Source organism: Baaleninema sp. (genome assembly GCF_049974805.1).
In the GTDB taxonomy this organism is placed as follows: Bacteria; Cyanobacteriota; Cyanobacteriia; order Cyanobacteriales; family Geitlerinemataceae; genus Baaleninema.
Genome location: NZ_JBNGCO010000009.1, coordinates 1 through 19396, shown reverse-complemented (window position 1 = coordinate 19396; position 19396 = coordinate 1). Strand labels below are relative to the sequence as shown.

The window sequence follows — 19396 nt, the reverse complement described above, 5'->3', positions numbered from 1 at the left end:
GTCAAGTAACCTGAAACACGAACGTTACCAAATCGCCCTTACCAAGTGCGATGCGATCGCCCGGGTGAAGGCGGTGGCGGCTGCCCCGAGCTAACGGCAGGTGATTGATATAAGTCCCGTTAGAACTCCCGACATCTTCAATATAGTAGTTTTGCGCCTCCAGACGAATTTCGGCGTGAACCCGAGAGACAAATTCGCAATGGGGAAAACCCGATACATCGAGGTCGGGAGGAAGGCGATCGTTGGGTTTGCCGATACGAACCACCTCGAGATGAGGGGGCAACTCGATAACCGTATCCGTTTGCACGTGAACCAATCGCGCGGCGGGAAATTGAAGTTTCGTCTTTTGACTGACGCAGGTTGTAGAGGTTTCAACCGACAGCGGGGCTAAATTCCCGTTCGTCACGCCCCCAGACGAGTTCGCATCAGATTCTCGCGCCGAGAGCGCCACGCCACATTGACCGCAAAAGCTCGCCCCCAAGGGAACGGACGCACCGCATTCGGGGCAAGCATCCGCTTGAGGAAGCGGCGTGTAACAGGCTTCGCACTGAGCCGCACCCTGGGGATTTTGATGGTTACAGTTCGGACAAACGATCATGGTGTGTCGAGGATCGGGACAGAGGGGGAAGCGGCTCGAAGCAAGCTTCGCTTGCAGCCACACTGTCAGAGAACAACGACCGAAAGGCAAGGGTTTAACTATCGGTATCGGTAACGGAAATGCTCGATCCGGCTTCCGAGTCGAGAAGCCACCACAACGTTCCGTTAAGGGGCTGTACGAGCCGGGCGGGGTAAGTGTCTTCGTCGCCTGATGGCGCCAAAACACGGGACAGCGCGGTTTGTTTGTTCGCGCCCGCTACCATAAAGATAACGCAGCGAGACAGGTTCAGCACGGGAACGGTTAGGGTCAAACGAGGCTGTCCGTCTTTGTGACCAACGGTTACGGCGCGATCGCACACTTGTAAGGCGTCGGTGTGAGGAAACAGCGATGCCGTATGTCCGTCGTCTCCCATACCCAACAGCATAATATCGAATACGGGAAAGTCGCCGGGATTGAGTTTGAAAAAGTCCCGCAGCTGCGCTTCGTGACGCTCCGCGTCGGCTTCGGGACTTTCGCCGTCGGTGGCCATCCCATGAATGTTTTCGGCGGGAATCGGTACTTTATCGAGCCACGTCTGACGCGCCATGCGCTGGTTGCTGGCGGGATCGCCGGCCGAAACGTACCGTTCGTCTCCCCAGAAAACGTGAAGTTTCGACCAGGGGAGATCCTGGGCGGCTAGGGCTTCGTACAGGGGTTTGGGGGTGTTTCCACCCGAGAGAACCACCGTCGCGCGATCGCGCTGTTCGAGAGCGCGGTGGATTTCCTCGAGAACGACTTGTAAGGTGCGATCGACCAGGGCGGACGAGTTGGGGAGGACTTCGACGTGCTTGCTCATAAAAATTCAGCCGGTGAACGGTAGCGTTTGAACGGTTTGTCTGAACGGTTCCTCCCGATTTTAAAGTACCCCCGTTGGGACGCAAAAATTGCCCCAAAAACAACGGGGCTAACGTCCCAGAGCGTGCAGGCGTTCGATACGTTCGGCGCAGTCTTGGGTTAGGGCTTGTAAAATCTCGCGATCGCTGTTTTTGGGCGGATCGATCGCTTCGCCGATACGAACGGTGACGGGAACGGGGCGGGGAAGTTTCGACCCCGAGGGAAAAATATCTTGGGTTCCCCACAGAGACACTGGGAGAACGGGCGCTTGGGCTTTGGCCGCAATAAGAGCCGCCCCGAGTTTGGGATCGGGGATTTTCCCGTCGCGAGTGCGCGTTCCGGATAAAAATACCCCCGTCGCCCAGCCGTTCTCGAGATAGTCTAAGGCTTGGCGAATCGCTTGGCGATCGACTGCTTTTCGCTTGACGGGATAGGCGCCGTACAGCCGGATGGCTTCTTTGAAAACGGGAATTGAAAATAGCTCTTCTTTCGCCATGAACGCCACTGGACGCTGTACGCTACAGGCGACGATGGGCGGGTCGAAGAAACTGGCGTGGTTGCTGGCCACCACCACCGGACCGCTTTTCGGAACGTTTTCTGTTCCCAGCACCCGGCCTCGAAAATAGCCGTGTAACATCGGGCTGACCACCGACCATTTAAAGAGGTGGTACAGGGCAAGACTAATACCAGGTTCGCGGTTTCGACCCATTGTAAATTCGCTGTAATTGATGGAAGGGAAGGAAGATCGATTCTAAAAAAATCACTCGATCGCAAGCACTCAATTGAGACATCAATCAATGAAAAATATATATTTTATTTTCGATATTTTTGGGATCTTCTGATTTTGAAACCATAAGCGGATTGGACTAAGTAGTGCAAATTTTTCTGCCGACCCAGATCGGGTATCTAAATTAACAAATTACACCCTAAGCTCAGAAAACCTATATTTTTGGGGGTTCTACTATAGGTTACGAACGGGCTAAAAAAACTTTTTTACCTTCGTAATAACATAACAGAAGCTCGTTAAAAACTGGTTTGCTGCATATTTTTTTATTTATTAATAGCCTTTTAAAAAAACGGGTATCTTGAATTATTGGAGTTTTTAGAAATTCACAAAAAAATCAAAAAAAGACAATTCAAAAAATAAGATTTACCTAATTTTTAAACTTATTTTTTGAGAGTTTAATTACATAAAAAATACCTCTATTTATTAGTTGTTTTGAAGTTTGGGGACTTTCGGGATAAAATTTTTAGCTTAAATCGAAGGGGTGGGAAACTCCCACCCAATAGCTCTAGAAAAACTCAATTGTTCAAGCTTGAATTTGAGCGTCGAGCTGTTCGAGAGTTCCGATATTTTCTAAAGTTAGATCGGAACAAGTGCGACCGATCAAGCCAGTCAGAACTTTACCGGGGCCGACTTCGACGACGCGATCGATCCCCTCTTCCGGTAAACGCAGAGAAATTTCCCGCCAGCGCACCGGCCCCGTCATTTGCTGTTGCAAACGAGATTTCAGAGCCTCGGCTTGCGTTTCCGGCGTCGGTTCGACGTTCGACAACAGGGGAACCGTCGCCTCAGAAAAGCTCACGGGGGCGAGAACCGCATCAAAGGCTTCCGAAGCCTTCTCCATCAAGGGCGAGTGGAACGCACCCGAGACATCGAGACGCACCGAGCGGCGAACCTTCACCTTCGATAATACCGTTTCGATCGCCTCGGCGGTTCCCGAAATCACCACCTGAAGGGGGCTATTATCGTTAGCGAGAACCGCGCCGTCCGTTTCGGCGATCGCCGCTTCCAACTGTGAGCGATCGAACTTCATCAAAGCCACCATCGCCCCGTCCGCTGCTTCGTCCATCAATTCGGCGCGGCGTTTGACCAACTTCAGCCCCGTCTCGAAATCGATCGCACCAGCAGCGTACAGCGCCACGTACTCTCCCAAACTGTGGCCGGCCACAACATCCGGTTGCTGTCCCCGCTCTCGCAGCAAATCCACGAGAATACATTCGATCGTATACAAACAAGGTTGCGTGTACAGGGTTTGGGATAAATTGTCGCCCGTGCGACAGTTTTCTAGCACCGACCACCCTAAAATCGATTCAGCCTGCTGAAATTTCGCAGCGGCGGCGGGAAGTTCGGCTAAATCGACCCCCATTCCGGCTGTTTGCGACCCTTGTCCCGGGAATACCCAAGCTGTTTTCATCGTTTTACTTTAAACTTCTCGACTTCAATCTTTTTCGTCTTCGCCGTTGATAGCTCTCCACAGAGGTCGCCCTCGAGGGCGCGATCGCCCCCAAACCGCTTCGCCCCCGGCGAGCGATCGCGAAACGCTTCGAACCTCGTCCGAACTCGCTCGTCTGGCTCTCCTCCTCTTCGCAAGTCCCTAAACGGAACCGCCCCATTTCAAAATGGCCGCGCCCCAAGTCAAACCCGCACCAAAGCCCGAGGCAGCGATGGTATCTCCGGTTTGAATTTGGTGCGATCGCACCGCCTCGTCGAGCGCCAACGGAATCGACGCCGCCGACGTATTGCCATAGCGAGCCAAATTGCTAATCACTTTCTCGCTCGGAACGTTCAAGCGCTTGGCCACGGCATCTAAGATACGTTGGTTCGCCTGGTGAAGCAACAACCAATCGAGATCCGCGTTCGTTAACTGCGCTCGGAACAATGCCTTCTCAATCGCCTCGGGCACCTTCTTCACCGCAAACTTATAAATTTCCTGCCCGTTCATCGCGATGCGGCCGTAGTTCCCCTGACTGACTTCGAGTCCTTCCACCAAAGCTTGAGCTTGAGGTTCGTAACCGAGCGTCAGAGACTTGTTTTGGGCGCCGTTACTCCGTAACTCAAACCCCAGCAAACCCTCCTCTTCCGTCGTGCTTTGCAACACCACAGCCCCAGCACCGTCTCCGAACAACACGCAAGTCCGGCGGTCCGACCAATCGACCCAACGGGACAGAATATCGGCGCCGATTAACACGGCGTTGCGATACACTCCCGTCCGCAGAAACTGCGCCACCGTCACCAAGCCAAACACGAATCCCGAACAGGCGGCGGTCAAGTCGAACGCCACCGCTTGCGAGGCCCCGATGCTGTGTTGGACGCGACTGGCACTTCCAAAGAGATCGTCCGGCGTCGAGGTCGCGAGAACCACCAAGTCCACCTCGGACGGATTCAACCCTGCCATCTCCAAGGCTTCCCTGGCGGCGGCGGCCGCCAGGTCTGACAGAGGCATCTCCGGACCGGACAAACACCGCTGGCGGATTCCCGTGCGCGTGGCAATCCACTCGTCTGAGGTTTCTACGATTTGGCTTAACGTATCGTTGTCTAAACTCGTGTCCGGGGTTGCCCCGCCACTACCCGTAATTGCTATACCCAATGTCGTCATCTGCTATTCGATCTCTTTTGTATGTCCCTCACCGTCCTCGCTGCGAGGTCAAACTCTCGGAGAGAAAGAACTGAGTTCGGTCGGTGTCATCGAAAACTTGGCTCGGGTTCCAGTGTTGGTACGAGAAACGCCTCGACGAACTTGGCGCTGAAGGCGTTTACTGTTCGACGAGGTGTTTTTCTTGAATGCGTTCGATGACGCGGTTATCTACAGCGTCTTTCGCCAAACGAACGGCGTTGAAAATCGTCATCGCGTGAGAGCTACCGTGTCCGATCACGCAGATGCCGTTAACCCCCAAGAGCAAGCCCCCCCCGTGTTCGACGTAATCGATACGCTGTCGGAGCCGTTTGAGGTTGGGGTTGAGGTGAGCCAGATCGCGCTCGTCAAGATCCCGCAACAACTCTTCTTGACACAGTTGCAACAGGACGTTGCCGATCGCTTCGGCAAATTTCAACAAAACGTTGCCCACGAAGCCGTCGCAAACAATGACGTCGAAGTTACCGGATAAGACATCGCGACCTTCGGCGTTCCCCACAAAGGGAATGCGAGGGTTATCTTGAAGCATTTGATAGGTGCGAACGGCCAAGTCGTTACCCTTGGAAGCTTCTTCGCCAATATTGAGCAATCCGACTTTCGGCTCGGGACGTCCGAGGACGTATTGACTGTAAATCGTGCCGAGAAGGGCGAACTGTTCGAGATATTTGGGGCGACAGTCCACGATCGCGCCGACGTCTAAAATCAAGACGGATTTGTTGGGTTCCATCGTGGGAAAGACCGCGCCGATGGCCGGACGATCGATCCCGGAAAGCCGTCCTAAGCGCAAGAGAGCTGACGCCATCGATGCCCCGGAATGGCCGGCGGACACCACCGCATCGGCTTGCCCTTGTTTGACCAACTCCATGGCAACGTTGACGGATGCTTTGGGCTTGCGCTTAATCCCCGTTAACGCCTCTTCGTGCATTTCGACGACCCCATCAGCGGGGATAATCTGAATATCGGAAGACAGACCTTGTCGTTCTAGGGATGCTTCGATAGTTTCCGGGTCGCCTACGAGCAGAACCTCTACGTCGAGTTCCTCGTGCGCTCGCCATGCCCCGGAAACAATTTCATCTGGGGCATAATCACCGCCCATCGCATCTACTGCAATCCTTGCCCTGTTCAATGCCATCGATCGAATCTTGTATAAGCCTCCCAAATTTTACCAGACCACTTTAACTGCAATGAGTCACTGGATTGAAAACAAGCGTTCTCCAATCGGACGGAGGGGGCAACCATGCTGAGTTTGGTAGCGTCGGGGACTTTAGCCCTTTGGTTAGAAACTACGGGGATGTCTTTACCGTCTCGGCGATCGCTCTCGCCCTTGTTCGAGGCGCCCGGTTTGACCTTTTCCCGCCAAGGCGACCCGCCCAGCCAAGAGATCCTCGATCGCTATTTACAACGGCTCTCTTCCCGAGGGATCGCGGCGGACAATCAGGGCATTTGGCTGCAAACGGGAACTCGCGTTTTAGCCTCCCATCGCGGGACGGTGCCTCGACCGGCCGCCTCGATTACGAAGGTGGCTACGTCTCTGGTAGCCTTGGAAACCTGGGGGGTCGATCGCACTTTCGATACGTCTGTTTATACGGTGGGTTCTCTGGACAACGGCATCCTCGATGGCGATTTGACCGTTGTGGGAGGCGGCGATCCGTTGTTTGTTTGGGAAGACGCCATCGCTGTCGCCCTGGCGTTACACCGTCAAGGTATTCAAGAGATTACTGGAGATTTAATTGTTGAAGGTGCGTTCTCGATGAATGGGAAGGACGACCCCACCACGGCCGGAACGCTCCTCAAACAGGCTTTCGACGAGGCACAGTGGACGCCAGCGATTCGGGACGCTTACCAGCGTTTGGCGACGCCGTCTTCTGAAACTGCTGCTCCGCCCCAATTGGCAATTCTTGGGGAAATCCGGCCGGGAAAGGCAGAGGGTTCGGCGGGGAACCTACGATACCGCCATCGATCGCAGCCCTTGCGATCGCTCCTCAAACTGATGAACGTCTACAGCAACAATGCGATGGCGGAGATGTTGGCGACGCAATTAGGGGGTGGGGCGACGGTGGCACGTCGCGCCGCTGGGTTGGCTGGGGTTCCCCCGGCTGAAATTCAACTGGTTAACGGTTCGGGATTGGGTCAAGACAACCGCATTTCCCCCCGCGCGGTTTGCGCTCTGTTTGCGGCGATTCAACGTCGCCTCGCGGCTGACGGGTTGACGGTGGCCGATGTGTTTCCCGTCTCCGGTCTCGATGTGGGAACTCTCGAAGACCGCCGGATTCCCAAAGGAGCGATCGTCAAAACGGGGACGCTGTGGAACGTTAGCGCCCTCGCCGGGGCGATTCCCACTGGCGATCGCGGCTGGGTGTGGTTCGCCATCATCAACAGCGGCGAGGATTTTGTTCTCCCCTTCCGACAAGCTCAAGACGAGTTCCTCGATCGCCTCGCCACGCAATACAGTGATGGGGAGATAGAGAGATAGGGAGAGGGGGAGATAGGGAGATGAGGGGAAACTCGCCTCGTCACCTTTCGTTATCAATTATCAACTGTCAACTGTCAATTACTAAGATCGTGTTTCGAGGAATTTTTGGGATTGTTGGACTTTGGTGTCTGTGGATGCCAATGGCGATGGCTGGGGTTTTGAGCGATCGCGCGGCGGCGTTTCCCCACTGGCAGGAAAAACCCCCGGTTCGCCCAGTCCGAGGCGATTTGGGTTATCCGCCATGGATGGAAGGCACTTGGAACGTTACCAGTACCCTCGTGGATGCGGTGGCGCCCTTGGCGCCGGAGATCGTGACGCCGGGATACGAGGTGAACCGTCGTTATTTGGATCGATCGCTGAACTTTCAGGTTCGCTTTCAACCTCAGTCGCCCTCTGAAGCGAAATCGACCGGAAAATCGACTGAGAAATCAACTCAAACATCGGCGTCTGAGTCAGACGGCCGTTCTCGGATTGTTGCCGATCGCGCTTTCAACGGTGAAAGTATCGCCCGCGCTTATTTGGGTTCCGAACGCGACGTTTCGGTTCGCGTCGATCCTGACGATCCCAACCGTCAAATTACCCGGATTCCGCCTAACCGCAAGTTAGTTTCGGTGGTGAGAGGCCGCAGCAGCGAACGGCCCACCCCCGATCGCTTTGTGGCGACTGAGGTTTCTTACCAGGTGTTTCGCACGAAGTCACAAATTTATCTCAACGAGGTCGAAACGACGACGGTTTACGATCGCAAGTCTCCGACTCGCCTCGAGGGAAATCAAATGACGGCGATTTATTTGTCGCCGAAAGATCCGAATTATTTTCGCGCCAACGGACGCCCCGTTGCCTTGTATCGCTATCGCCTACAACTCGAGCGCGAGACGGGCGGAGACGATCGAACCTCTTTTCTCTTTTAGCCATAGCTTAATTTTCTAAAACTTGCAGCGATCGCGATCGCTTTCGGGTGGTACTTACGATCGCGCGAAATCTCGATCGAACTCACACGGGCAAGTCGCCGGAAATCACAGAAATCTTGAGTTGGATTCTTCACAATTAAAGTGTCTTCTCCGGGTCATAGTTTAGAATGCGTGAATATACGTTTGAACGAGCGATGCTCATCCCCGGAGCGATCGGTGAAATGCTCGTGTCAGCCCGAACTACTGGCAAAATTGCGGTTGCCGATCGATACGGGTTGCAGACAGCTATTTTGGATGAAACACTCTCTGAAGAGGAACGACGGGCTATCGATCGATTGCTGAGAGCGGTTCTCAAAGGCAAAGTGAAAGTTGAAAACGAGTTGTCTATTCTTGGCTAAACTCCTGAGAGTTTCTCGCTCTCGGTGGTTGGGTTGGGTGTTTTTTGGGGCTAAGGGGTGGGAGATTCTTAAGGGTTTGAATCGCCCCTCACACCGCGTTCGCTTGCCGTTTTTTAACTGAACAAGATTAAGGCGATCGCGTGGCAGTTTAAACTGGGTTTGTTGCCTGCAATACTCTTTTTTAAAAGACCGCTTGAAAGCTTATCTTTTTTAAGTTTTAAGATATTTAAGATATCGTCTTTTTTTAGAGACTAGAGATTCGATACTCGAGAGTGTTGAATAAAAAATCAATAATATAGACAAAAGAAATAAAATGGCTACGATATTAGTATCGCCCTGGGTTGGCTCAACTGTCAACCCGACCGAGGCTTTTTTAACATTTTGAAATAGAATAAAAAATCAACATGGCGAACCTCGAAGCTCGTCGAGGCGTAAATTCCCGTCTGAAGGGATTTACAGAGCTTACGGGCTTGAGAAGACAGACATCCAATCAGCACCGACGCGCAGCGTCAAATCGGAATCGAGATCGCCAGTGGAGAGGGATTCGATTTGTCCGAAGCCTAAAGCCTGTTGTAACCGTTTGGCGGCGTCGAGATTCCCCGTTTGAACGACAATTTCCGTATGGTGTCGAACTTCGTTCCAACTGGGGGCGACATAGACATCGGTAAACCCGAGTTGTTGGAGTTGCGATCGCACGCTCTCGAGGGTTTGCGGGTTTCCGCTGGCGTTTTGAATGGCGATGCGGGGAATGCTGGGGGTTTGGTTGAACGCCGTCGAAGAACTGGGGCGATCGATAAAGGCGTCGGAGGGCGTGCGATCGAGGAATTCCGCCACAATGCGATCGCGTTCCGCCTCATCGAGAAGCCAATAACTGCGGTCGGCTTCGGCGGCGGTACTGAAACGCCCCGGAAGCAAGACCATGCGAAACTGTTGCGGGTCGAGTTGTACGCCAAAGCCTGCTAACGCCACCATTTCCTCGAGGGTGAGGTTCGTATCGACGTACTTTTCCATGACGCGCACGATCGCCGGAAGGCGAGGAATGACAGTGGGGTTGGTGAGGCGATCTCGCAACGCCTCGATGAGGATTTGCTGTCGTTGCACCCGTCCCACATCCCCGTAACGCCCCTGACGAAAACGGCTGAACTGCTGAGCTTGTCTGCCGTTGAGGAGTTGCCAACCGGGATCGAGATCGATAACGAGTTGCTGAGTGCGATCGAGATAAGACATAGGATAGGGAACGAAGACCTCGATTCCCCCCAGCATATCCACCAGTTCGACGAGGGCATCCGTATTGACGCGCACGTAGCGATCGACGGTCAAATCGTTTGTCAGCCCTCGAACCGTGGCTTCCGCCAGTTCGACGCCACCGAGAGCGTTGGCTTGGTTGAGTTTCGCGACGCCGTAACTGGGAATTTCCACTTGCGTATCCCGAGGCAGAGAAACGACGTTGAGGCTGTCGTCGTTGGGATCGAAGCGCATCACTAACACCGTATCGCTGCGTCCGTTGAAGAGTTCCGGAGAATCGTCGGCAATTTCCGGGTCGCGATCGACCCCCAACAAGAGAATATTAACCGGACGCGAGAGTTCGTACCCGAAATTGTCCCACAATTGCCCTTGACGCCAGGGAGAGCGCACAAAGGAGGAAGCGGGCATCACTAAGGCTGTCACCGCTCCCAAAATGGCAGAAGTTAGAATGGCGACCGTGGCGATGACACTCCACCACAGCAAGGCGGAAACGTTTCCAGGTCGCGAGGGGGGGACTTTCACCACAATTTCCTCTAGGGTCAGACACTATCGATTTTGCCATCTCTGGCTCAGTGGGGGGGCGAAGTCGAGGGGGTGATCGCGGCTTTCTTTGTTAAGACCATTCCTCAAGACAACGCCAAATCCGGATCGGTGGCGATCGCTGCGGCTTGGGATTCGATCCGGGCTATCCCGGCGATCGTCAGGTCAACACATCACCACATCGCCCCCCAATCCAGCGAGTAGTATGAGAGAATAGCCGATCGCCAACGGAAGTTTAATGGGGTGAGGGTATGGCGCCAATCGTCCAAAAATACGGGGGAACCTCTGTCGGATCGATCGAACGACTGCAAGCGGTTGCCCAGCGTGTCGCAAATACCGCCAAAGACGGACAGTCTGTCGTGGTGGTGGTGTCGGCGATGGGGAAAACCACCGACAGCCTGGTGCAAATGGCCAACGAAATTTCGTCGAATCCCTGTCGGCGAGAAATGGATATGCTGCTGTCAACCGGGGAACAGGTGTCCATCGCCCTGTTGAGTATGGCATTGCAAGAACGGGGCGTTCCCGCCATTTCCATGACGGGGGCGCAGGTGGGAATCGTCACCGAAGCCGCCCACAGTCGCGCCCGCATTCTGCAAATTCAAACCGATCGACTCGAACGCCACCTCAACGCCGGTAAAGTCGTCGTCGTGGCGGGATTCCAGGGAATCGCCCTCGGAGAAGAATTAGAAATTACTACCCTGGGGCGGGGGGGTTCCGATACCTCCGCCGTGGCGTTAGCCGCCGCCCTCAACGCCGATCGCTGCGAAATCTATACTGACGTTCCCGGTATCCTCACCACCGATCCTCGCTTGGTTCCCGAAGCCCAACTCATGGACGAAATTACCTGCGACGAGATGTTGGAGTTGGCCAGTTTGGGGGCGAAAGTCTTGCATCCTCGGGCCGTGGAAATCGCCCGCAATTACGGCGTGACGTTGGTGGTGCGATCGAGTTGGACCGACGATCCCGGTACTCGCGTCGTCGCCCCGGAACGTACCCCGCGCAAGTTAGAAGGGTTGGAACTGGTGCATCCGGTGGACGCGGTGGAATTCGACGCCGATCAGGCGAAAGTGGCGCTGTTGCGGGTGTGCGATCGCCCCGGTATCGCCGCCACGCTCTTCGGCGAAATCGGCCGTCAAAGGGTCGATGTGGATTTAATCGTGCAGTCGATTCACGAAGGAAACACCAACGACATCGCCTTTACCGTCACTAAAAACATCCTCGATCGCGCTGAATCTGTCGCGGCGGCGATCGTTCCCGCCCTGTCTCCGGAAAGCGAGAACAACCAAACCGACGTCATCGTCGATCGCGACATCGCCAAAGTCAGCATCGTCGGCGCCGGAATGATCGGACGTCCTGGCGTGGCGGCGGAAATGTTCAGTACCCTCGGAAAAGCCGGGGTCAACATTCAAATGATTTCCACCTCGGAAGTCAAAGTCAGTTGCGTGATTGATGCTTCAGACGGCGATCGCGCCATTGCAGCCCTGTGCGAGACTTTCGACGTTCACATCTCCACCGTGCGCGAACGGGAAATCGCCAATACCGACGCCGTGAAACCGCCCGTGGTGCGGGGTGTGGCGCTCGATCGCGGACAAGCTCGCCTGGCCATTTTACAAGTTCCCGATCTCGCCGGACGCGCCGCGCGAATTTTCCAACTCCTCGCCGAACACGGAATCAGCATCGATACCATCATCCAATCCCAACGCTGTCGCATCCTCAACAACATCCCCACCCGCGACATCGCCTTTACCGTCGCCCAAACCGACGCGGAAGCGGCGCGGGAACTCTTGACGCCCTTGTTGGAGGAAATGGGATGCGGCGAGTTAGTCGTTGACAAATCCATTTCTAAAGTGAGTATCGTCGGTTCGGGGATGATCGGACAACCTGGGGTGGCTGCGAAAATGTTCGCCGCCCTCGCCCAGGAAAAAATCAACATCCAAACTATCGCCACCTCGGAAATCAAAATTAGCTGCGTCGTTCCTGAAGAAGACGGCGTGAAGGCTTTACAAGCGGTTCACGCAGCCTTTGGCTTGTCGAAGGGATGAGGGGATGACCGGGTGATGGGATGATGGGATGACTGAGAAATTTCACCACCTCCTCACCTCATTACCTCATCACCTCATCACCTCCTCATCGCAGTAATTCGGATCGATCGATGACTGATACTAAATCTCTGGCGGGATTTCTCAACCTGGATAAACCTCAAGGTTGGACATCTCACGATTGCGTCGCCAAGGTGCGGCGTCTGTTGAAATTGAAAAAAGTCGGCCATGGGGGAACTCTCGATCCCCTGGCGACGGGGGTTTTACCGATCGCGGTGGGAAAAGCGACGCGGTTGATTCAATATCTCCCGTCGGGGAAAGCTTATAACGCGACGGTGCGCTTTGGGGTGCGAACCACAACCGACGATCTCGATGGGGAGACGATTTCAGTTAATCCGAATTCGGGGGTGACGTTGGAATCCCTGCGTCAGGTGATTCCGCAATTTATCGGATCGATCGAACAAATTCCGCCGAAATACAGCGCCATTCAGGTGGACGGAAAACGGCTGTACGATTTAGCCAGGGCGGGAGAAGCGGTTGAGGTTCCTTCGCGACAGGTGGAAATCTCCCAAATTGAGATTCTCGATTGGCGCAACGGTGAATTTCCGGAAGTGGATTTAGCGATCGACTGTGGCGGCGGAACTTACATTCGCGCGATCGCTCGAGATTTGGGAGAAGTCCTCGGATGTGGCGCCACCCTGGCGCAACTGCTACGAACCCACAGCAGCGGCTTTTCGATTGCGGAGAGTTGGACGATCGATCGCCTCGCCGAAACCGTCGAAAATCAAGAGTTGCAACTGTTTCCCCCGGAATCGGCGTTGAAACACCTCCCCTCTCTCTCGCTTCCCGAAACGTTGGCGCAACGGTGGCGTCAAGGACAACGGTTGCAACTCGACGACGTTCAACCGGAAAGTGAATTCGTCGCAGTTTTTGACGAAATGGGAACCTTCCTCGGCGTGGGAACTTGGAAACCGAACCAAGCTCTCCCGGTTCTCGCCCCGAAAATGGTATTCGATCGGTAATATTTCTAGAAACTGGGTTTCGTGTAATTTCGAGTGTGTTAGCTTAGCAGTAAAGCCTATCGTCTTTCTGGCCGCAATCGATGACTTCCCAAAACTCCCCCGAGGAACCCCGCAATTCCCAACCCAACCCCGAAGAAGAAGAGGAACAGTTTCAATTTGACGTTTTCCGGGGTCGAAAATTCACCTTAGCCGATGCGATCGCCAAGGAGGGGGGTTCTTTTTTCAAAGGAGATTCCCCCGTTCCCCGGTTGGAACGGGCGAAGGCGACGATTCATAATTTTATCGATCGAAACTTATCGGACATTTCCGGCGCGTTACAAGCGATTCTGCAACGGTGGGTTGACGAGGACACCATCCGAGTCGCGCGAAATCTCGAAACCCCCTTACAGGCGTTGTTAGAACTCCTCGACTCCCTCACGAACAATTCTGAAATGCTGTACGAATTCGTGCGACAAGTCGATGTCAAGTGGGGCGAAATGAACGACGAACGCCCCCATTTTCAACGTCCTCACCAATCCCCCCATCCCGAAGACGAATATACTCACGAGTCGGTTCGCCAACAACTCCTCGAATTGCGCCGTCGCGTGGAAGCGTCGTTACAGAATTAGCCGAACTAGACTTTGACATCTTTGACATACTATAAGATCCCCGGCATCTTGGAGATGCCGGGGATCTCGAGGCCAGAATTAGCCGCATAGAATCAGTGGAGAACATCTGAGAAACTGGCACAGGAAACGGGGTTCGATCGCCAAACCGCAGCCACGATCGAACTAATCTCGTTTCCTCCATAAGTGCCATGAACGCCAGAGAAATCAATAACTTCGCCGGATTTACGATCCTGTTAGTTATCCTCGTTCTCTTCACCTTCGGGATTTTGCAGTGGTTGGGGATTCCCACCGGAAACTTTGTCGATTGGATAGTCGGCGTCGCCAGTTTCTGGTGGTTAGTCGCCATCGTCACCATTCCCTGGAACGTTTACTTCAACGCCAAACAAGTCCTTGCAGACGCCGATCGATCTCGCGAAAGAGGCATTCCCCTCGACGAAAAACAAATCCGTTACGTGAAAGTCGTCGTGCGGCGATCGCTTTGGATTGCCCTCGGACTTCACGTCATCTCTGCCCTCGGCTTGTATCTCCTCGCCGCCACCGGAATCAGCGCCATCGGCTACATCAGTTCCGTCGCCACGCTGCTGTTTACCGGATTGCGCCCCGCCGTCGCCTTTTATCAATATTTGGCTTATCGTCTCACGGCGATCGGGCGAGAATTCAAATATCCTCGTCAAGATATCATCGAATTACGAGAACATATAGCACAAATCGAAGAAAATGTCAAGTCTTTGTGCGATCGCCTCGATCCCGAAAACCCCGATTCTGTGGTTTCTACTCAACAGCGTCAACTCGACGGAATTCGCCACGACTTAAGCCGTCTGGCGAGTTCTCACGAAACCCTGAAAGCCGAGAACCACGCCGAACATACCCGGATTGCGAGAGACGCCCAAAACGCCATTTCTCAACTGAGTGCAGACGCCCAATTCCTCGATCGCGTCCGCGAACTCATTCGCTTTTTCAAAGAAGCCTAGGGGAGTTAATAGTTAATAGTTGAGAGTGGTAAATTTTCAGGAGTTTTTTATAGCAACCCGGCGGATTCGTAAAGTTGGCGGAGAATCGCCATAATGCGATCGCCGTAAGTGATATCAGAAGACCAACGCCCCGAAAGTTGACCCACTAAAGGCGCAATTCCTCGCGTGAGAAAGCGGAATCGAGGGTCAACAATTTCCTGTACCAGCGGTTCCGTACTGGCGTAAGCTTTCAAATGCTGAACGTGGGCGCGGACGCCGATGCGGGCGCTAGGGAAAGACGCCCCACCCGCACTTCCGGCGGCGTCTCCCAATCCCGCAAAGTTGTTTTGCGCCGCACTAACGCCCTTTCCAAACCGCAGATAGTCTGTTTCCAAACACATCTGCGAAAAAGCAATATCGTAATTAACCCCTTCGATACTGGCCTCTTCACGATATAACGTAGCGATATCGGGAAACTGCGTCGCAGCTTGAGGGTTGTCCTTCTTCAGAAACACCAGAAGTTGAACGTCCGTCGTGTTTCCAATTCCCATGATGCGATCGATCTGTCCCTTACAAATCGGAAGAACCGATCGCAGCGTCACCGCCCGACTCTGATTGTCCCATCCCACCGCAATATTGAACTCGCGCAAATCCACCGCTTTCACATAAACAATATTGCGATAGTAAATCCGACGCACGAACGGCGCCTGCGTCAAATCCACCCCAAAACTATCCGCGATCGCAATAGGAATATAGGAGTTTCCATTAACAGCGATTCCCGGTTCCCCGTACTCGTGACCGTTGACGCGGATGTTAATCTGCGAGTACACGATAGTATCCGGGGGTTTTTCGGGCGATCGATTCACCCAAGACAGCAACCCATCCGCCAACCCCGCCGCAATCTCATCGCGACGGTTTTGAATCAAATAGCGATCTTCAGGATTCGTGAGAAACCCCACTTCCAAGTACAACGAAGGAATTGAAATCGCCCGACAAAACAACAAACTCCCCGTTCCCGTTACCGCATCCGGACGCGCCCCGCGATTCGTCAGTTGCGGAACCCGCTGTAACAGGGCGCGAAGTAGCCTTTCCGCTTCCTGATGGCGTTCGGCGTTATTGGTGATGTAATACACCGTCGTTCCCTTCGCTTCCGAGTTGAGAGCGGCGTTCGTATGTAATTCCACCGCCACATCGTCGGAACGACCGCGACTGTTAATCCAATCGATGGTTTGCTGCTGGCTGAGGTCGTCGGGAACCGAGAGAACGTCTACTTTTCGGGCTTGGAGTTCGCTCATCACGCGATCGCGCAACAAAATCATCTCCTGCGCCTCAGTCGTACCGCCTGCGGTAATTCCGGGATCGATTTGTCCGTTCTCGTATCCCCCGTGACCTGCGGAAATAAAAACTCGTCCCATGATTTCGATCCCTCACCTCATCATCCCATCATCCCCTCATCTCAACTTACATCCGTTCCAACACCTCAATTCCCAACAAGGACAATCCCAATTTCAACGTCCGGGCGCTCAAATCGCATAACACCAGGCGAGAGGTGCGTAACGGTTCCTCCGCTTGCAACACCGGACATTTATCGTAAAACTGGTTGAATTTCTGACTCAACTCGAACAAATACTGACACAGACGGTTCGGTAACAACTCCGAAGCGACCTCGTCGAGAATCTCCGACAAACTCAGCAAGTGTTTCGCCAGGACGAATTCCGGTTCTTCCTGTAACGACATCGACACCTCGCCCAAATTCTCGAAATCGATATCGCCCTTACGACTGATTCCCTGAACCCGCACGAACGCATACAGCAAATAGGGGGCGGTGTTCCCCTGCAACGAGAGCATCTTGTCGTAACTGAAAATGTAGTTACTGGTGCGGTTTTGACTCAAATCGGCGTACTTCACCGAACTGAGTCCCACCACGTTCGCCACGTTTTCGATAAACTCTTGGCCTTCCTGGCGTCCTTCTTCTTGGAGGCGTTTTTCCAAATCCGCACGGGCGCGACGTACCGCTTCGTCCAGCAAATCTTTCAGGCGAATCGTTTCCCCAGAACGGGTTTTCAGCTTTTTCCCGTCTTCCCCTTGTACCAAACCGAAGGGAACGTGCGTCGCTTCGACGCCTTCGGGAATCCAGCCCGCCCGTTTAGCCACTTGAAACACTTGGTCGAAGTGGGTTCCTTGTCCCGCATCCACCACGTAAATTACCCGCTGCGCCCCGTCTTCGCGAATGCGGTAGCGCAAGGCGGCTAAGTCGGTGGTGGCGTAGTTGTAACCGCCGTCAGACTTCTGAACGATGAGCGGTTGGGGGTTTCCTTCTTTATTTTTATAGCCTTCGAGAAAGACGCATTTCGCCCCTTGGTCTTCGACAACTAACCCCTGTTTTTCCAGGTCTTCGACGACTTGGGGTAACATTTCGTTGTAGAAGGATTCGCCCCGTTCCTGAAGCCGCACGTCCAGGCGATCGTAGATTTTCTGGAATTCCCGCCGCGACTGATCGCAGAGTAATTCCCAAGCTTGACGGGTTTCGGTATCTCCCGATTGCAGTTTGACGACGGTGTTGCGGGCGGTTTCTTGGAATTCGGGATCTTCGTCGAAGCGGATTTTCGCTTTTTTGTAAAACGCCACTAAGTCGCCAATGTCGAGGGCGTCGGGTTGGGTGAGGGCGTCGGGATAGGCTTCTCGTAGGTAGGTAATCAGCATCCCGAATTGGGTTCCCCAGTCGCCCACGTGGTTGAGGCGGAGGACGTTATCGCCGTGGAATTCGAGAACGCGAGCGATCGCATCGCCGATAATGGTCGATCGCAGGTGTCCCACGTGCATTTCTTTGGCGATGTTGGGACTGGAGAAGTCTACAACTGTCGTCTGAGGGGTTTCTGTGGGGTCGATTCCCAGGCGATCGCTCCCTTGCATTTTTTGCAGTTGCGCTTCGAGGAATTCCCGTTTCAAGCGTAGGTTAATGAATCCGGGTCCGGCGATTTCCGGCGGTTCGCAGATATCTGACACCTCGAGGCGATCGACAATTTGTTGGGCGATGTCGCGGGGTTTCTGTTTGAGGCGTTTGGCCAGCGACATGGCCAGGTTAGCTTGATAGTCGCCAAATTTGGGGTTGTTTGTCGAGGCTAACAGGGGATCGGTTCCGGCGAGTTCCTCACCGAAGGCGTCTACGAGAGCGCGATCGAACTTTAAACGAAGCTGTTCGGGAATGGAAGACATGGAGCGTTAAAAAATCGAAACCTGAAATCGAGACTTGAAATCGAGACGTTCAAGAGATGGAGGAGAGAAACGGAGATATTACACCTGTTTCGCCGCCAGGGTATCGAGTAAATCCTGTTGGATGACTTCTGGAGAGCGATCGGCGTCGATGCGAAGGAGTTTGTTGCGCGGTTTATAGTAGCCGGTAATGGGAATCGTGCGCTGGTGGAACAAATCGATCCGCCGTCGGATGATTTCTGGGGCGTCGTCGTCGCGGGAGCGATCGAGCGATCGCTGCATCAACACCGGAACCGGGGCGTCTAACCAAATCGCCCAATCTAATTCCTGTCCGAGATCTCCCAACAGAAAATCCAGTTCTTCAGCTTGAAACGCCGTTCTCGGGTAGCCATCGAGAAGCCAGCCATTTTCCGTATCCGCTTGCGTGAGGCGATCGCGAATCAGTTCGATGGTAATCGGATCGGGGACTAAATCGCCTTTTTCCACATAGGGCGCCGCTTGACGACCGAGTTCCGTATCCGCTTCGATCGCCGCGCGAAAAATTTCCCCCGTCGCAATCCAGGGAATCCCCAAGTTTTCGCACAACATCCGACCTTGCGTCCCTTTTCCGGCACCAGGGCCGCCCAAAATGACCAATCTCACAAATTCTCTCCTACACTAGACAACTCGGACGTTTCAGACGAGCGCGTGTCCCCGTCAAGTATACGATCGATCTCGTAACGAAATCGACCGCGACCCGAGACCGGGCGATTTCACCAAAACTCGTTCTTCCCCAAAATCGATCGTCAAAAGCGATCTCCAACGCGATATCCTAGTAAGTTGCTGGGTACTCTCTCGAAGCAGTCAGCACCCCCGGCTGAAACACGGGGGCTTCGTACCCCCTTTCAGGTAGCTGACCAGCCATCGCCTTAACTGGCTACGTTCAGAGCAAGAGTTAAAGTCCTACCCTGGAATGCTTGCTAGTTCCAGGCTCTAGAACCGAATTGTTAAACATCTCTAAGGGGTTTAAGGACGTGCAATTTGGAAAGTACCGACTCTGAACATTGGCGAAGCAAACATTACCAAAAAATTGGGTCTAAAGCCTCGCCCCTTTTAGGGCGACTTTCCAAAAAG

17 protein-coding genes are annotated in these 19396 nt (G+C 53.9%); 7 read left to right on the top strand and 10 right to left on the bottom strand.

The window, feature by feature from the left end:
* Position 1: 1 nt before the first annotated feature.
* The 6 genes from ACP5D4_RS03365 to plsX form a co-directional block, all read right to left on the bottom strand.
* The gene (locus tag ACP5D4_RS03365; RefSeq protein ID WP_428010213.1) at positions 2-598 is read right to left on the bottom strand and encodes an FHA domain-containing protein; all 597 of its coding nucleotides are present in this window, start codon (positions 596-598) and stop codon (positions 2-4) included.
* Positions 599-692: 94 nt separating this feature from the next.
* On the bottom strand, positions 693-1433 hold the full coding sequence (pgl, locus tag ACP5D4_RS03360) for a 6-phosphogluconolactonase (RefSeq protein WP_428010212.1): 741 nt from the start codon (positions 1431-1433) through the stop codon (positions 693-695).
* A 108-nt stretch (positions 1434-1541) separates the two neighbouring features.
* Positions 1542-2180, bottom strand: a complete 639-nt coding sequence (locus ACP5D4_RS03355; RefSeq protein WP_428010211.1) for a lysophospholipid acyltransferase family protein — start codon at positions 2178-2180, stop codon at positions 1542-1544.
* Between the two features lie 601 nt (positions 2181-2781).
* Entirely contained in the window at positions 2782-3669 is an 888-nt protein-coding gene (gene fabD / locus ACP5D4_RS03350; RefSeq protein ID WP_428010210.1) for an ACP S-malonyltransferase, read from the bottom strand.
* A gap of 180 nt (positions 3670-3849) precedes the next feature.
* Positions 3850-4851, bottom strand: a complete 1002-nt coding sequence (locus ACP5D4_RS03345) for a beta-ketoacyl-ACP synthase III (RefSeq protein ID WP_428010209.1) — start codon at positions 4849-4851, stop codon at positions 3850-3852.
* 157 nt (positions 4852-5008) lie between these two features.
* On the bottom strand, positions 5009-6019 hold the full coding sequence (gene plsX, locus ACP5D4_RS03340; protein WP_428010208.1) for a phosphate acyltransferase PlsX: 1011 nt from the start codon (positions 6017-6019) through the stop codon (positions 5009-5011).
* Positions 6020-6124: 105 nt separating this feature from the next.
* Between plsX and ACP5D4_RS03335 the strand changes: the two genes are divergently transcribed.
* The 3 genes from ACP5D4_RS03335 (at position 6125) to ACP5D4_RS03325 (ending at position 8666) form a co-directional block, all read left to right on the top strand.
* A complete protein-coding gene (locus tag ACP5D4_RS03335; RefSeq protein ID WP_428010207.1) occupies positions 6125-7360 on the top strand; it encodes a D-alanyl-D-alanine carboxypeptidase in 1236 nt (411 codons plus the stop codon).
* Between the two features lie 146 nt (positions 7361-7506).
* Positions 7507-8268: a DUF6816 family protein gene (locus ACP5D4_RS03330; RefSeq protein WP_428010206.1), complete on the top strand. Its 762-nt coding sequence runs from the start codon at positions 7507-7509 to the stop codon at positions 8266-8268.
* Between the two features lie 194 nt (positions 8269-8462).
* Positions 8463-8666: a hypothetical protein gene (locus ACP5D4_RS03325; protein ID WP_428010205.1), complete on the top strand. Its 204-nt coding sequence runs from the start codon at positions 8463-8465 to the stop codon at positions 8664-8666.
* 462 nt (positions 8667-9128) lie between these two features.
* On the opposite strand, the gene ACP5D4_RS03320 is transcribed toward ACP5D4_RS03325, so the two are convergent.
* Positions 9129-10433, bottom strand: coding sequence for an LCP family protein (locus tag ACP5D4_RS03320; RefSeq protein ID WP_428010204.1), 1305 nt, complete (start codon positions 10431-10433; stop codon positions 9129-9131).
* A 269-nt stretch (positions 10434-10702) separates the two neighbouring features.
* Between ACP5D4_RS03320 and ACP5D4_RS03315 the strand changes: the two genes are divergently transcribed.
* The 4 genes from ACP5D4_RS03315 to ACP5D4_RS03300 all read left to right on the top strand — a co-directional run bounded on the left by ACP5D4_RS03315 (position 10703) and on the right by ACP5D4_RS03300 (position 15091).
* On the top strand, positions 10703-12493 hold the full coding sequence (locus tag ACP5D4_RS03315; RefSeq protein ID WP_428010203.1) for an aspartate kinase: 1791 nt from the start codon (positions 10703-10705) through the stop codon (positions 12491-12493).
* A 110-nt stretch (positions 12494-12603) separates the two neighbouring features.
* Positions 12604-13512 carry a tRNA pseudouridine(55) synthase TruB gene (gene truB / locus ACP5D4_RS03310; protein WP_428010202.1) on the top strand — a complete coding sequence of 303 codons (909 nt, stop codon included), beginning with the start codon at positions 12604-12606 and terminating at the stop codon, positions 13510-13512.
* 80 nt (positions 13513-13592) lie between these two features.
* The gene (locus ACP5D4_RS03305) at positions 13593-14120 is read left to right on the top strand and encodes a hypothetical protein (RefSeq protein ID WP_428010201.1); all 528 of its coding nucleotides are present in this window, start codon (positions 13593-13595) and stop codon (positions 14118-14120) included.
* Between the two features lie 188 nt (positions 14121-14308).
* A complete protein-coding gene (locus ACP5D4_RS03300) occupies positions 14309-15091 on the top strand; it encodes a hypothetical protein (protein ID WP_428010200.1) in 783 nt (260 codons plus the stop codon).
* Positions 15092-15138: 47 nt separating this feature from the next.
* Here ACP5D4_RS03300 and tftA read toward each other — a convergent pair whose 3' ends face one another.
* The 3 genes from tftA to ACP5D4_RS03285 form a co-directional block, all read right to left on the bottom strand.
* Positions 15139-16485 (bottom strand): hormogonium tapered terminus morphoprotein TftA, encoded by a 1347-nt coding sequence (gene tftA / locus ACP5D4_RS03295; RefSeq protein ID WP_428010199.1) that lies wholly within the window; start codon positions 16483-16485, stop codon positions 15139-15141.
* A 46-nt stretch (positions 16486-16531) separates the two neighbouring features.
* Positions 16532-18286 (bottom strand): arginine--tRNA ligase, encoded by a 1755-nt coding sequence (argS, locus tag ACP5D4_RS03290; RefSeq protein WP_428010198.1) that lies wholly within the window; start codon positions 18284-18286, stop codon positions 16532-16534.
* A 78-nt stretch (positions 18287-18364) separates the two neighbouring features.
* Positions 18365-18925 carry an adenylate kinase gene (locus tag ACP5D4_RS03285; RefSeq protein WP_428010197.1) on the bottom strand — a complete coding sequence of 187 codons (561 nt, stop codon included), beginning with the start codon at positions 18923-18925 and terminating at the stop codon, positions 18365-18367.
* Between the last annotated feature and the right edge of the window lie 471 nt (positions 18926-19396).

Excerpts from the sequence above, each read along its gene's own strand:
- ACP5D4_RS03365 (WP_428010213.1), bottom strand. The coding sequence starts at position 598 with ATGATCGTTTGTCCGAACTGTAACCATCAAAATCCCCAGGGTGCGGCT.
- argS (WP_428010198.1), bottom strand. The coding sequence starts at position 18,286 with ATGTCTTCCATTCCCGAACAGCTTCGTTTAAAGTTCGATCGCGCTCTC.
- tftA (WP_428010199.1), bottom strand. The coding sequence starts at position 16,485 with ATGGGACGAGTTTTTATTTCCGCAGGTCACGGGGGATACGAGAACGGA.
- ACP5D4_RS03330 (WP_428010206.1), top strand. The coding sequence starts at position 7,507 with ATGGCTGGGGTTTTGAGCGATCGCGCGGCGGCGTTTCCCCACTGGCAG.
- ACP5D4_RS03315 (WP_428010203.1), top strand. The coding sequence starts at position 10,703 with ATGGCGCCAATCGTCCAAAAATACGGGGGAACCTCTGTCGGATCGATC.
- ACP5D4_RS03335 (WP_428010207.1), top strand. The coding sequence starts at position 6,125 with ATGCTGAGTTTGGTAGCGTCGGGGACTTTAGCCCTTTGGTTAGAAACT.
- pgl (WP_428010212.1), bottom strand. The coding sequence starts at position 1,433 with ATGAGCAAGCACGTCGAAGTCCTCCCCAACTCGTCCGCCCTGGTCGAT.
- ACP5D4_RS03325 (WP_428010205.1), top strand. The coding sequence starts at position 8,463 with ATGCTCATCCCCGGAGCGATCGGTGAAATGCTCGTGTCAGCCCGAACT.
- ACP5D4_RS03355 (WP_428010211.1), bottom strand. The coding sequence starts at position 2,180 with ATGGGTCGAAACCGCGAACCTGGTATTAGTCTTGCCCTGTACCACCTC.
- ACP5D4_RS03300 (WP_428010200.1), top strand. The coding sequence starts at position 14,309 with ATGAACGCCAGAGAAATCAATAACTTCGCCGGATTTACGATCCTGTTA.
- ACP5D4_RS03345 (WP_428010209.1), bottom strand. The coding sequence starts at position 4,851 with ATGACGACATTGGGTATAGCAATTACGGGTAGTGGCGGGGCAACCCCG.
- fabD (WP_428010210.1), bottom strand. The coding sequence starts at position 3,669 with ATGAAAACAGCTTGGGTATTCCCGGGACAAGGGTCGCAAACAGCCGGA.
- truB (WP_428010202.1), top strand. The coding sequence starts at position 12,604 with ATGACTGATACTAAATCTCTGGCGGGATTTCTCAACCTGGATAAACCT.
- plsX (WP_428010208.1), bottom strand. The coding sequence starts at position 6,019 with ATGGCATTGAACAGGGCAAGGATTGCAGTAGATGCGATGGGCGGTGAT.
- ACP5D4_RS03305 (WP_428010201.1), top strand. The coding sequence starts at position 13,593 with ATGACTTCCCAAAACTCCCCCGAGGAACCCCGCAATTCCCAACCCAAC.